The sequence below is a fragment of the Pseudomonas sp. SIMBA_068 genome (assembly GCF_046534705.1).
Taxonomy (GTDB): Bacteria; Pseudomonadota; Gammaproteobacteria; order Pseudomonadales; family Pseudomonadaceae; genus Aquipseudomonas; species Aquipseudomonas putida.
In genome coordinates this window covers 123,685-137,321 of the sequence record NZ_JAWRYI010000001.1, presented here as the reverse complement: position 1 = coordinate 137,321, position 13,637 = coordinate 123,685, and the positions used below count along the sequence as shown (strand labels likewise).

The following is a 13,637-nucleotide window of genomic DNA, read 5'->3' as shown; positions in this document are numbered from 1 at the left end:
ACGACCCATCGGTCGCAAATACAGGCAGCATAACGAGGCAAACGTCATTAGCTGACCAATCAGGCAGGTTTCTTGCACTGTATTTCCAGGTCGCCGCGCGGCGACAAAAGGGAAGAAATGCGGAAAAACAGGCTTACAAAAGATTTCAGAAGTTGTATACAATCAGCCCATCCGGTGGTGCGACATACCGACGCGGCCCGCCCACCACCCGCACTAACGCACAAGAAGGAAGACTGCAGTGAGCGCTGACTACCCTCGCGACCTGATCGGTTACGGCAACAACCCTCCTCACCCGCAATGGCCGGGCAACGCTCGCATCGCGCTGTCTTTCGTCCTCAATTACGAGGAAGGCGGCGAACGCAACATCCTGCACGGTGACAAAGAGTCCGAAGCCTTCCTGTCCGAGATGGTCGCTGCCCAGCCGCTGCAGGGCCAGCGCAACATGAGCATGGAGTCACTCTACGAATACGGCAGCCGTGCTGGCGTGTGGCGCCTGCTGAAGCTGTTCAAGGACAGCGGCGTGCCATTGACCGTCTTCGCCGTGGCCATGGCCGCCCAGCGCCACCCCGACGTGATCCGCGCCATGGCCGAAGCCGGCCACGAGATTTGCAGCCACGGCTACCGCTGGATCGACTACCAGAACATGGACGAGGCCCAGGAGCGCGAGCACATGCTCGAAGCCATCCGCATCCTCACCGAACTCACCGGCGAGCGGCCGGTGGGCTGGTACACCGGCCGCACCGGCCCGAACACCCGCCGCCTGGTGATGGAAGAAGGCGGGTTCCTGTACGACAGCGACACCTACGACGACGACCTGCCCTACTGGGAGCCGAACAACCCCACCGGCAAGCCGCACCTGGTGATCCCCTACACCCTGGACACCAACGACATGCGTTTCACCCAGGTACAGGGTTTCAACTGCGGCGAGCAGTTCTTCCAGTACCTGAAAGACGCCTTTGATGTGCTGTACGCCGAAGGCGCCGAAGCGCCGAAAATGCTCTCCATCGGCCTGCACTGCCGCCTGGTCGGCCGCCCGGCACGGCTGGCTGCACTCAAGCGCTTCGTCGATTACGCAAAAAGCCATGACCAGGTCTGGTTCGCCCGTCGCGTGGATATCGCCCGCCACTGGCACGCCACCCACCCGTACAAGAAAGAGAACGCCTGATGACCGCCTTCAACACCCTCAAGCCCTCCGCCCTGAGCCGTGACGCCTTCGTCGAGGCCTTCGCCGACATCTACGAGCACTCGCCGTGGGTTGCCGAAAAAGCCTACGACCTGGGCCAGTTGGGCGAGCTGGACGAGATCGAGGCGCTGCACCAGCGCATGAGCGACATCCTGCTTAGCGCCAACCACGCCGACCAGCTGGCGCTGATCAATGCTCACCCGGACCTGGCCGGCAAGGCCGCCATCCAGGGCGAGCTGACCGAATCGAGCACCAACGAACAAGCCGGCGCCGGTATCCACCAGTGCACCGCCGAAGAGTTCGCCCGCTTCACCGAGCTGAACGACGCCTACAAAGCCAAGTTCCAGTTCCCGTTCATCATGGCGGTCAAGGGCAGCAACCGGCACCAGATCCTCGCCGCCTTTGAAAAGCGCATCCACAACGATGCAGATGCCGAATTCAAGGAAGCCCTGGCGCAGATCAACCTGATCGCCCTGTTCCGCCTGCTGCAGTTGTAAGCGACAGCCGAACCTTTTTCAGTACAACGAACATATAAGAGAGACCCGCATGCGCACCCTGATGATCGAGCCCCTGACCAAAGAAGCCTTCGCCCAGTTCGGAGACGTGATCGAAACCGACGGCAGCGACCACTTCATGATCAACAACGGCTCGACCATGCGCTTCCACAAGCTCGCCACGGTCGAGACCGCCGAGCCCGAAGACAAGGCGATCATCAGCATCTTCCGCGCCGACGCGCTGGACATGCCGCTGACCGTACGCATGCTGGAACGCCATCCGCTGGGCAGCCAGGCTTTCATCCCGCTGCTCGGCAACCCCTTTCTGATCGTGGTCGCGCCCGTTGGCGATGCACCTGTATCAGGCTTGGTCCGCGCCTTCCGCAGTAATGGCAGGCAGGGCATCAATTACCATCGCGGCGTTTGGCACCACCCGGTGCTCACGATCGAAAAGCGGGATGATTTCCTGGTGGTTGATCGCAGTGGTTCTGGCAACAACTGCGATGAGCATTACTTCACCGAGGAACAGATGCTGATCCTCAATCCCCACCAATAAGAAAAGGTCGATCATCGTTAGGTGATCGGCAGAGGTACATACTGTGGAAGCACACCTTCACGAATGGCTGAACCTGAGCATTCGCTGGGTTCACATGATCACCGGTGTCGCCTGGATCGGTGCATCGTTCTACTTCGTCTGGCTGGAGAACCACCTGAACCGAAGCAACCCGCGCGATGGGTTGTCGGGTGATCTCTGGGCAATTCACGGCGGTGGTATCTACCACCTGGAGAAATACAAGCTCGCACCCCCGAAAATGCCCGAGAACCTGCACTGGTTCAAATGGGAAGCCTACTTCACCTGGATGTCCGGTATCGCCCTGCTGTGCGTGGTGTTCTACTGGAACCCGGCGCTGTACCTGCTGGCCCCTGGCAGCAGCCTGAGCGGTGCCGAAGGCGTGGCCATCGGTATCGGCTCGCTGATCGCTGGCTGGTTCATCTACGACTTCCTGTGCGACTCGCCCCTGGGCAAGAAGCCAGCGCTGCTCGGCGGTGTACTGTTCGTGCTGATCATCGCCGCCTGCTGGGGCTTCAGCCTGGTGTTCAGCGGCCGTGGTGCATACCTGCACACCGGCGCGATCATCGGCACCATCATGGTCGGTAACGTGTTCCGCATCATCATGCCGGCCCAGCGCCAGCTGGTGGCGGCGATCGAGAACAACCAGACGCCCGACCCGGTGCTGCCGGCCAAGGGCCTGCTGCGCTCGCGCCACAACAACTACTTCACCCTGCCGGTGCTGTTCATCATGATCAGCAACCATTTCCCGAGCACCTACGGTAGCCAGTACAACTGGCTGATCCTGGCCGGTATCGCAGTAGCCGCGGTTCTGATCCGCCACTACTTCAACACCCGCCACGACAGCAACAAGTACGCCTGGACCCTGCCGGTCGGCGCCTTGGCGATGATCTGCCTGGCCTACGTCACCGGTCCGAAACCGATGGCCGTAAGCCCTGAGCAAGCGGCAGCGAAGGTCGAGTACCAGCCGCTGCCTGCGACTGCCGTCGGTGGCAAGACCGCTGCCGAGCAGCGCGCCGAGGACGCCGCCAAGGCTGCCGAAGCGCCGGCTGCACCCGCGCAAGCACCGGCCCAGGCCGCTGCCCAGGCCGGCGGTGGCGACTTCGACAAGATCCACAATGTCATCCAGGAACGCTGCACCGTGTGCCACTCGTCCAAGCCGACCAGCCCACTGTTCAGCGCCGCCCCTGCCGGCGTGATGTTCGACACCCCGCAGCAGATCCAGGCCCAGGCCGCGCGCATCCAGGCGCAAGCGGTCGCCAGCCAGATCATGCCGCTGGGCAACATCACCCAGATGACCACCGAAGAGCGCAAGCTCGTCGGCGACTGGATCGCCAAAGGTGCCCAGGTCAATTGAAACACCCTCCTACAAGGCGACTGAGTCCCCTGTAGGAGCGGCCTTGCGCCGCGAAGAGGCCGGTTAACCCGGCCTCAAACTTGAAGATTCACGCAACAAGCAAGCATCGAGCGTTCAACTGCAAGCGGGAACCCCGGTCTCTCTTCACCGAGAAACTGCCGCTTGGAGCTTGCCGCTTGGATCCGAGAATAAAAACAAAACTCGAGGTGCTGCATGTCCGAGTCACGCAAGGCGTATATCCCCATTGCGCCGCCGCGCGAACCCTTGCCCTTGTTCCAACTGATCCTGGTTGGCCTGCAACACGTTCTGCTGATGTACGGTGGCGCGATTGCCGTGCCGTTGATCATCGGCCAGGCCGCTGGGTTGTCCCGTGAAGAAGTCGCTTTCCTGATCAACGCCGACCTGCTGGTCGCTGGCGTCGCCACCATCATCCAGTCGTTCGGTATCGGCCCGGTGGGCATCCGCATGCCGGTGATGATGGGTGCCAGTTTCGCTGCCGTCGGCAGCATGGTGGCCATGGCCGGCATGCCCGGCGTGGGCCTGCAGGGGATCTTCGGGGCGACCATCGCCGCCGGGTTCTTCGGCATGCTGATCGCGCCGTTCATGTCCAAGGTCGTACGTTTCTTCCCGCCGCTGGTCACCGGTACGGTGATCACCTCGATTGGCCTGTCGCTGTTCCCGGTGGCGGTCAACTGGGCCGGTGGCGGCCATGAAGCTGAAACCTTCGGCTCGCCGATCTACCTGCTGGTGGCCGGCCTGGTGCTGGCGGTCATCCTGCTGATCAACCGCTTCATGCGTGGCTTCTGGGTCAACGTATCGGTGCTGGTGGGCATGGGCCTTGGCTACATCCTGGCCGGCTCCATCGGCATGGTCGACCTGTCTGGCCTGAAAGACGCGCCGTGGTTGCAGGTGGTAACCCCACTGCACTTCGGCATGCCGACCTTCAGCCTGGCGCCGATCCTGTCCATGTGCCTGGTGGTGGTGATCATCTTCGTCGAGTCCACCGGCATGTTCCTGGCCCTGGGCAAGGTGACTGATCGCGAAGTTACGCCAGGGATGCTGCGTCGCGGCCTGCTGTGCGATGCCGGTGCATCGTTCATTGCCGGCTTCTTCAACACCTTTACCCACTCCTCGTTCGCCCAGAACATCGGCCTGGTGCAGATGACCGGGGTGCGCTGCCGCTTTGTCACCATCGTGGCCGGTGCACTGCTGATCCTGCTGAGCCTGCTGCCCAAGGCGGCCTTCCTGATTGCCTCGATCCCGCCTGCAGTACTGGGCGGCGCGTCCATTGCCATGTTCGGCATGGTCACCGCCACCGGGATCAAGATTCTTCAGGAGGCGGACATCGGCGACCGCCGCAACCAGCTGCTGGTGGCGGTGAGCGTCGGCTTCGGGTTGATCCCCGTGGTGCGTCCGGAGTTCTTTGCCCAGATGCCGCAGTGGATGGAACCCATCACCCACAGTGGTATCGCCATGGCCACGGTCAGTGCCCTGGTGTTGAACGTGCTGTTCAACATCCTTGGTGGCGCCGACCGCGCGGTGCACAACGACGCGTGTCACCAGCATTGAGCCAAACGGGGCGGCGCATTGCCGCCCCTTACTCACATCTGCAGTAACCGCTACGCCGTCGACCCGCCGGAATGGGTCGCCCGGGGCGCCTGCGCGCCAAAAAAACCGCCAACAAAAACAATAAGTCCGGGAATCACAACATGAAGCGCATCACCACGTCCCTGTTGTTGGGCAGCAGCCTGCTGGCCACCCTACCCTCGCATGCAGGCGAATGGCTGCAATGGCATGGCGAAAGCCTGACCTACCTGTATGGCAAGGACTTCAAGGTCAACCCTGATATCCAGCAGACCATCACGTTCGAGCACGCCAACAAATGGAAGTACGGCGACACCTTCATGTTCGTCGACAAGATCTTCTACAACGGCAAGGCCGACGCCAGCAAAGGCGTGACCACCTACTACGGCGAGTTCAGCCCGCGCCTGTCGTTCGGCAAGATCTTCGACCAGAAGCTTGCCTTCGGCCCTATCAAGGACGTGCTGCTGGCCATGACCTACGAGCGTGGCGAAGGCGACAACGAAGCCTACCTGATCGGCCCCGGCTTTGACCTGAACATCCCCGGCTTCAACTATTTCACCCTCAACTTCTACGTGCGCAACACCGAGGGCAGCCGCCCCGGTGACAACGTCTGGCAGATCACCCCTGGCTGGTCGTACACCATCCCCGTGGGCAGGTCTGACATTCTGATCGACGGTTACATGGACTGGGTCCCCGACAACGACCAGACCCGCCGTGGCACCTATCACGCCAACCTGCACTTCAACCCGCAGGTCAAATACGACTTGGGCAAGGCGCTGAACCTGGGCGCCAAGCAGCTCTACGTGGGCTTTGAGTACAGCTACTGGAAGGACAAATACGGCATCGACAGCCGCGGCAACCTGGAAAGCAACCAGAGCGTCGCCAGTGCCCTGATCAAAGTGCATTTCTAAGAAACTGACCAAACGCACAAGTTTGAACCACCCCGCTCCAGGACGGAGCACTTGAGGCGCGGCGCGCAAGCCAGTAATCTGCGCGCCCCCTCGATCAGGGCAGAACGGATTCTGCCTGCGTTTACTGACCGCTCAGTCAATGAATACGGGCGGTTGGCCAACGTGTTGCCAGCCTGAAAGACCCTTTTCATCCGTTCAGAACGAAGTCGAGCAGGAAGGTTTTGCCAACCCGGAAAAGTTGGCTCAACCCTTGCCAAACAGCTGTGGCCTATCGAAAAAAGCTGACTCGCAAGACAACAAAAAAGCGCCAATACCGAGCGCTGACAACAGATCAATCAAGGGAGCGACACTCGCAATGCGTACCATCAACAGCCTGATCCTCGCCGGCGGCCTGCTGGCCTGTGGCACGACCTACGCCGACGACCTGCTGCAATGGCAGAACAACAGCCTGACCTACCTGTGGGGCAAGAACTTCAAGGTCAACCCGGCGATTCAGCAAACCGTCACGTTTGAACACGCCGATGGCTGGAAGTACGGCGACAACTTCGTCTTCGTCGACAAGATCTTCTACCAAGGCCAGAAAGACGCCGGCAATGGCCCGAATACCTATTACGGTGAAATCAGCCCACGCCTGTCGTTCAACAAGATCTTCGATCAGAAGGTGGAGTTCGGCCCGGTCAAGGACGTGCTGCTGGCGATGACCTACGAGTTTGGCGAGGGTGACACCGAGTCGTACCTGATCGGCCCAGGGTTCGACCTGGCCATTCCCGGCTTCGACTACTTCCAGCTGAACTTCTACAACCGCACCACCGACGGCAGCCGCGCCGGCGACAACGTATGGCAGATCACCCCGGTATGGTCGTACACCATCCCGGTGGGCGATTCCGACGTGCTGATCGACGGCTTCATGGACTGGGTGGTGGACAACGACGAGAACCGCCGCGGCACCTACCACGCCAACCTGCACTTCAACCCGCAGATCAAGTATGACCTGGGCAAGGCATTGCACCTGGGCGAGAAGCAGCTGTATGTGGGTGTGGAGTACGACTACTGGAAGAACAAGTACGGCATCAAGGACAGCGATGCCTTTACGACTGACCAGAACACCATGAGTTTCCTGGTCAAGGTTCACTTCTGACCTAAGCAGGCCCCGTGGGAGCGGGCTTGTCCCGCGAACACCGGCGCAGCCGGTGCCATGCACCGCGAGGCCCCCTTCGCGGGACAAGCCCGCTCCCACAATGATCACCGTTTCCTACGCAAACCGGGGCAAAGCCCCGGCCATGCAACCTTATGTGGCAGGCCGGATCGCCCGCCACAATTTGCCGGCAACCGCCACCACCGCCAGCACCACGCCACCGGCCAGCACCCCGGCTACGCCATTGAGCAGTGCCCCGGTCAACGCCCCGCCACGCCCCTCGCTGAACGCCTCGATGGCATGATGCAGCGGCTCGATGCCATGCACCAGAATGCCGCCACCGACCAGAAACATCGCCGCCGTGCCGATCACCGACAGGCTCTTCATCATGTAGGGCGCAGCCCGCAGGATGCCGTTGCCGACGGCCTGGGTCAGGCTCGATGCCTTTTGGGTCATCCACAACCCCAGATCATCGAGCTTGACGATGCCCGCCACCAGCCCGTAAACGCCAATGGTCATGACGATGGCGATGCCCGACAGCACGATGATCTGCTGGCTCAGCGGCGCATCGGCCACGGTACCCAAGGTGATGGCGATGATTTCCGCTGACAGGATGAAGTCGGTGCGCACCGCGCCCTTGATCTTGGTTTTCTCGAACGCCACCAGGTCGACATTGGCGTCAGCCACGGCTTCCTTACGGGCATTGTGCTGCGCGTCGTCCTCTTCCTTGCTGTGCAGGAACTTGTGCGCCAGCTTCTCGAAGCCTTCGAAACACAGGTAGGCGCCACCGATCATCAACAATGGCGTAACCGCCCACGGAATGAACGCACTGATCAGCAGCGCTGCCGGCACCAGGATTGCCTTGTTGACGAACGACCCCTTGGCCACCGCCCACACCACCGGTATTTCGCGCTCGGCACGCACACCGGTAACCTGCTGGGCGTTCAGCGCCAGGTCATCGCCCAGCACACCTGCTGTTTTTTTTGCCGCGACCTTGGTCATTAGCGAGACGTCATCAAGCACCGTGGCGATGTCGTCGATCAGTACCAGTAGACTGCTTCCTGCCATGTTTGCCTGTATCCAGATAGGTGTGTGCCACGGATTCTAGCCCAAAGCCGCTGCCTTGAGCGCCCGTCGAGCGCGGTGCTACCATGCCCGATCCCTCTTAGAGGTGGCCAGACACGAGGAAGATCCCTGACCATGAGCACCATTCGCGAGCGCAACAAGGAATTGATCCTGCGCGCGGCCAGCGAGGAATTCGCCGACAAGGGCTTCGCCGCCACCAAGACCAGCGATATCGCGGCCAAGGCCGGCCTGCCCAAGCCGAACGTGTATTACTACTTCAAGTCCAAGGACAACCTCTACCGCGAAGTCCTGGAAAGCATCATCGCGCCAATCATGCAGGCGTCGACGCCATTCAATGCCGACGGCGACCCCAAGGAAGTGCTGAGTGCGTACATTCGTTCGAAGATCCGCATTTCGCGCGACCTGCCGCACGCCTCCAAGGTGTTTGCCAGCGAGATCATGCACGGCGCCCCGCACCTGTCGCCCAACCAGGTGGAGCAGCTGAACGAGCAGGCCCGGCACAACATCGAATGCATCCAGCGCTGGATCGACCGTGGGCAGATTGCCCATGTGGACGCGCATCACCTGATGTTCAGCATCTGGGCGGCGACCCAGACGTATGCCGACTTTGACTGGCAGATTTCTGCGGTGACCGGCAAGGCCAAGCTGGCCGACAGCGATTATGACGCGGCGGCCGAGACCATCATTCGCATGGTCTTGAAAGGCTGTGAGCCTGAAGCAGCCTGACAGGGCCGGTAGGGCTGCTTCGCAGCCCATTCGCGGCACAAGGCCGCGCCTACAGGACATCGCGATCGCAGGTCAAACGCGATCCCCTGTAGGAGCGGCCTTGTGCCGCGAATGGGCCGCAAAGCGGCCCCGGCTATCTTGAGCGTTACGCCGCTACCCCGGCATCCGCCTTCAACCCCACCTCCTCGATCGCACTGATCGCACACTGCTCGTCGATATCCGACGTATCGCCGCTGATCCCCACCGCACCCAGCACCTTGCCGTCCTGATCACGGATCAGCACACCACCCGGTGCCGGCACCACCGGCCGTTCACCCATCCCGTTCAACGCGGCAAAAAACGCCGGACGCTGCTGCGCGTCCAGCGCCAGCAGCCGCGATCCCTTGCCCAGGGCAATCGCGCCCCAGGCTTTGCCAGTGGCAACCTCAGGGCGGATAAGGCTTGCGCCATCCTCACGCTGTAGCGCCAGCAGATGCCCGCCGGCATCCAGCACCGCCACGGTCAGTGGCGCGGCATTGATGTTGCGGCCCGCCGCCAGTGCGGCATTTACCAGGCTGACAGCGACTTTCAGGTTCAAGACGTTCATGGAAAGGTCCTCTTCTTGTTGTGAGAAGCCCTGAGGGCAGTTGAAAACTGATAGGGCAAATAGAACACAACGAAAGGCACTTTTGTATACAATATTTTGAAACGATCGTATGCGATGGCGCAAATAGCCGTTTTCACGGCCGCTTTGACGAAACCCGGCCTACCCGATGAAAACCCATTGACCTGAGCCGCCAGCCGTGAATACACTCTGTCGCAAAGCAAGTTGTATACAATTACAAAATCGATGAGGCACAACCCATGAGCAAAATGAGAGCAATCGATGCAGCCGTTCTGGTCATGCGCCGTGAAGGTGTAGATACCGCGTTCGGCATCCCAGGGGCTGCCATCAACCCGTTGTACTCGGCCCTGAAGAAAGTCGGTGGCATCGATCACGTCCTCGCTCGCCACGTCGAAGGTGCCTCGCACATGGCCGAGGGCTACACCCGTGCCAACCCGGGCAACATCGGCGTGTGCATCGGCACTTCCGGCCCAGCCGGCACCGACATGGTCACCGGCCTGTACAGCGCCTCGGCCGACTCCATCCCGATCCTCTGCATCACCGGCCAGGCCCCGCGTGCACGCCTGCACAAAGAAGACTTCCAGGCCGTCGACATCACCAGCATCGTCAAGCCGGTGACCAAGTGGGCGACCACCGTTCTGGAGCCAGGCCAGGTGCCTTACGCCTTCCAGAAGGCCTTCTATGAAATGCGCACCGGCCGCCCAGGCCCGGTACTGATCGACCTGCCGTTCGACGTACAGATGGCCGAAATCGAATTCGACATCGACGCCTACGAGCCGCTGGCCGTCAACAAGCCGTCCGCCACTCGCGTACAGGCTGAAAAAGCCCTGGCCCTGCTCAACGACGCCGAGCGCCCGCTGCTGGTCGCCGGTGGCGGCATCATCAACGCCGATGCCAGCGACAAGCTGGTCGAGTTCGCCGAACTGACCGGCGTGCCGGTAATCCCGACCCTGATGGGCTGGGGCACCATCCCGGACGACCACGCCCAAATGGTCGGCATGGTCGGCCTGCAGACTTCGCACCGCTACGGCAACGCCACCCTGCTGAAATCCGACCTGGTGTTCGGTATCGGTAACCGCTGGGCCAACCGCCACACCGGCTCCGTCGATGTCTACACCGAAGGCCGCAAGTTCGTGCACGTCGACATCGAACCGACCCAGATCGGCCGCGTATTCACCCCGGACCTGGGTATCGTTTCAGACGCCGGCAAGGCACTGGACGTGTTCCTGGAAGTGGCCCGCGAGTGGAAAGCCGCTGGCAAGCTGAAAGACCGTGCTGCCTGGCTGGAAGATTGCCAACAGCGCAAAGCCACCCTGCAGCGCAAGACCCACTTCGACAACGTGCCGGTCAAGCCGCAGCGCGTATACGAAGAAATGAACCAGGTATTCGGCAAGGACACCACCTACGTCAGCACCATCGGCCTGTCGCAGATTGCCGGCGCGCAGTTCCTGCACGTGTACAAGCCACGCCACTGGATCAACTGCGGCCAGGCCGGCCCGCTGGGCTGGACCATCCCTGCCGCACTGGGTGTTGTCAAAGCAGACCCTAAACGCAAGGTTGTGGCGCTGTCGGGTGACTACGACTTCCAGTTCATGATTGAAGAACTGGCAGTGGGTGCGCAGTTCAACCTGCCGTACGTCCACGTGCTGGTGAACAACGCCTACCTGGGCCTGATCCGTCAGGCGCAGCGTGGCTTCGACATGGATTACTGTGTACAACTGGCGTTCGAGAACATCAACTCGACCGACGCCGCCACCTACGGTGTCGACCACGTTGCAGTGGTCGAAGGCCTGGGCTGCAAAGCCATTCGCGTGTTCGAACCGGCCGAGATCGCCCCAGCCCTGCTCAAGGCGCAGAAGATGGCCGAAGAGTTCCGCGTGCCGGTGGTGGTCGAAGTGATTCTCGAGCGTGTGACCAACATTTCCATGGGCACCGAGATCAACGCGGTCAACGAGTTCGAAGACCTGGCGCTGGTCGGCAACGACGCGCCAACCGCCATCTCGATGCTGGACTGATCGCCTGACGCCCCCAGGCACGCCTTGGGGGCCTTCATCGCAAGGAGACAACTCATGCCTCGCTTCGCTGCCAACCTGTCCATGCTGTTCACCGAACAGGACTTCCTGGCCCGCTTCAAGGCTGCCGCCGACGCCGGTTTCAGTGGCGTCGAATACCTGTTCCCCTACGACTTCAGCGCTGCAGAAATCAAGCAGCAGCTGGAAGCCAACGGCCTGACCCAGGTGCTGTTCAACCTGCCTGCTGGCGACTGGGCCAAAGGTGAGCGCGGTATCACCTGCCACCCCGACCGTATCGAAGAATTCCGCGCCGGTGTCGACAAGGCCATCGAGTACGCCAAGGTGCTGGGCAACACCCAGGTCAACGCCCTGGCCGGCATTCGCCCACAAGGCCCGGACTGCGCCACCGTGCGCAAGACCTTCGTGGAGAACCTTCGCTACGCCGCCGACAAGCTCAAGGCCGCCGGTATCCGCCTGGTCATGGAAATGATCAACACCCGCGACATCCCGGGCTTTTACCTGAACACCACCCAGCAGGCCCTGGAAATCCAGGCCGAAGTGGGCAGTGACAACCTGTTCCTGCAGTACGACATCTACCACATGCAGATCATGGAAGGTGACCTGGCTCGCACCATGGAAACCAACCTGCAGCTGATCAACCACATCCAGCTGGCCGACAACCCCGGCCGTAACGAGCCTGGTACTGGCGAGATCAACTACCGCTTCCTGTTCGAGCACCTGGACCGCATTGGCTACCAGGGCTGGGTGGGCGCGGAGTACAAGCCCAAGACCACCACCGAGGCGGGTCTGGGCTGGCTGAAAACCCACAACGCAATCTGAGGAACAACTCGGGACCCTGTGGGAGCGGGCATGCCCGCGAACACCGGCATAGCCGGTGCCATCCACCGAGTCGCCTGTTTCGCGGGCATGCCCGCTCCCACAGGGGCCGCGGCTTGCTTGAGACATCACAAATACAAAGAGGCACATTCTCATGGCTAAAATCGGTTTCATCGGCACCGGCATCATGGGCAAGCCCATGGCCCAAAACCTGCAAAAAGCAGGTCACAGCCTGTTCGTTTCCACCCACCACGACGCCGCGCCAGCTGACCTGATCGCCGCCGGTGCAGTGGCCCTGGCCAACCCGAAAGAGGTTGCCCAGGAAGCCGAATTCATCATCGTCATGGTGCCGGACACCCCGCAGGTGGAAGCCGTACTGTTCGGTGAAAACGGCGTGGCTGAGGGCGTAGGCCCGAACAAGATCGTGATCGACATGAGTTCGATCTCGCCTACCGCCACCAAAGCGTTCGCTGAAAAAATCAAGGCAACCGGCGCAGCCTACCTGGACGCCCCGGTGTCCGGTGGTGAAGTCGGCGCCAAGGCCGCGACCCTGAGCATCATGGTCGGTGGCTGCCCTAAAGCCTTCGAGCGCACCCTGCCGCTGTTCGAAGCCATGGGCAAGAACATCACCCGCGTGGGTGGCAACGGTGACGGCCAGACCGCCAAGGTCGCCAACCAGATCATCGTCGCCCTGAACATCCAGGCCGTCAGCGAAGCACTGCTGTTCGCCGCCAAGAACGGCGCCGACCCGGCCAAGGTGCGTGAAGCACTGATGGGCGGCTTTGCTTCGTCGAAAATCCTCGAAGTACACGCCGAGCGCATGATCAAGGGCACCTTCGACCCAGGCTTCCGCATCAACCTGCACCAGAAAGACCTGAACCTGGCCCTGCAAGGCGCCAAGGAACTGGGCATCAACCTGCCCAACACCTCCAATGCCCAGCAAGTGTTCAACACCTGCCAGGCCCTGGGTGGCGGCAACTGGGACCACTCGGCGCTGATCAAAGGCCTGGAACACATGGCCAACTTCTCGATCCGCGGCGACAAGTAAGTAGTAGACCTTACCGGCCTCTTCGCGGCGGTTCGGCGCGAAGAAGCCAACACCGCTGAACCTGCGACCACAGGTTCAGCGGTAGCACC

13 protein-coding genes are annotated in these 13,637 nt (G+C 61.4%); 11 read left to right on the top strand and 2 right to left on the bottom strand.

Annotated features, from left to right (window positions below; all coding sequences use genetic code 11):
• The first annotated feature begins 238 nt into the window (after positions 1–238).
• The 7 genes from puuE (at position 239) to SB756_RS00625 (ending at position 7,238) form a co-directional block, all read left to right on the top strand.
• Positions 239–1,165 (top strand): allantoinase PuuE, encoded by a 927-nt coding sequence (gene puuE, locus SB756_RS00655; protein ID WP_016488363.1) that lies wholly within the window; start codon positions 239–241, stop codon positions 1,163–1,165.
• Positions 1,165–1,680 carry a 2-oxo-4-hydroxy-4-carboxy-5-ureidoimidazoline decarboxylase gene (uraD, locus tag SB756_RS00650; protein ID WP_016498613.1) on the top strand — a complete coding sequence of 172 codons (516 nt, stop codon included), beginning with the start codon at positions 1,165–1,167 and terminating at the stop codon, positions 1,678–1,680. Before puuE ends, uraD begins: the two co-directional genes overlap by 1 nt.
• Positions 1,681–1,729: 49 nt before the next feature.
• Positions 1,730–2,233, top strand: a complete 504-nt coding sequence (locus tag SB756_RS00645) for an ureidoglycolate lyase (RefSeq protein WP_016488365.1) — start codon at positions 1,730–1,732, stop codon at positions 2,231–2,233.
• 43 nt (positions 2,234–2,276) lie between these two features.
• Positions 2,277–3,605, top strand: a complete 1,329-nt coding sequence (locus SB756_RS00640) for a urate hydroxylase PuuD (RefSeq protein ID WP_341796388.1) — start codon at positions 2,277–2,279, stop codon at positions 3,603–3,605.
• Positions 3,606–3,818: 213 nt separating this feature from the next.
• Entirely contained in the window at positions 3,819–5,174 is a 1,356-nt protein-coding gene (locus tag SB756_RS00635) for a nucleobase:cation symporter-2 family protein (RefSeq protein WP_012273436.1), read from the top strand.
• 140 nt (positions 5,175–5,314) lie between these two features.
• A complete protein-coding gene (locus tag SB756_RS00630; protein ID WP_023047851.1) occupies positions 5,315–6,100 on the top strand; it encodes an outer membrane protein OmpK in 786 nt (261 codons plus the stop codon).
• Between the two features lie 355 nt (positions 6,101–6,455).
• A complete protein-coding gene (locus SB756_RS00625; protein WP_341796389.1) occupies positions 6,456–7,238 on the top strand; it encodes an outer membrane protein OmpK in 783 nt (260 codons plus the stop codon).
• Positions 7,239–7,388: 150 nt separating this feature from the next.
• Here SB756_RS00625 and SB756_RS00620 read toward each other — a convergent pair whose 3' ends face one another.
• Complete coding sequence (locus SB756_RS00620; RefSeq protein WP_341796390.1) at positions 7,389–8,303, bottom strand: DUF808 domain-containing protein; 915 nt, start codon at positions 8,301–8,303, stop codon at positions 7,389–7,391.
• A gap of 132 nt (positions 8,304–8,435) precedes the next feature.
• On the opposite strand from SB756_RS00620, the gene SB756_RS00615 reads away from it, so the two are divergent.
• Positions 8,436–9,047: a TetR/AcrR family transcriptional regulator gene (locus SB756_RS00615; RefSeq protein ID WP_010955036.1), complete on the top strand. Its 612-nt coding sequence runs from the start codon at positions 8,436–8,438 to the stop codon at positions 9,045–9,047.
• Positions 9,048–9,192: 145 nt separating this feature from the next.
• On the opposite strand, the gene SB756_RS00610 is transcribed toward SB756_RS00615, so the two are convergent.
• Complete coding sequence (locus SB756_RS00610) at positions 9,193–9,633, bottom strand: GlcG/HbpS family heme-binding protein (protein WP_063423152.1); 441 nt, start codon at positions 9,631–9,633, stop codon at positions 9,193–9,195.
• A gap of 257 nt (positions 9,634–9,890) precedes the next feature.
• On the opposite strand from SB756_RS00610, the gene gcl reads away from it, so the two are divergent.
• The 3 genes from gcl (at position 9,891) to SB756_RS00595 (ending at position 13,548) form a co-directional block, all read left to right on the top strand.
• The gene (gene gcl, locus SB756_RS00605; protein ID WP_016498605.1) at positions 9,891–11,666 is read left to right on the top strand and encodes a glyoxylate carboligase; all 1,776 of its coding nucleotides are present in this window, start codon (positions 9,891–9,893) and stop codon (positions 11,664–11,666) included.
• A gap of 54 nt (positions 11,667–11,720) precedes the next feature.
• Positions 11,721–12,503, top strand: a complete 783-nt coding sequence (hyi, locus tag SB756_RS00600; RefSeq protein ID WP_049273327.1) for a hydroxypyruvate isomerase — start codon at positions 11,721–11,723, stop codon at positions 12,501–12,503.
• Positions 12,504–12,654: 151 nt separating this feature from the next.
• Positions 12,655–13,548 (top strand): 2-hydroxy-3-oxopropionate reductase, encoded by an 894-nt coding sequence (locus SB756_RS00595; protein WP_016498603.1) that lies wholly within the window; start codon positions 12,655–12,657, stop codon positions 13,546–13,548.
• The last annotated feature ends 89 nt before the right edge of the window (positions 13,549–13,637 follow it).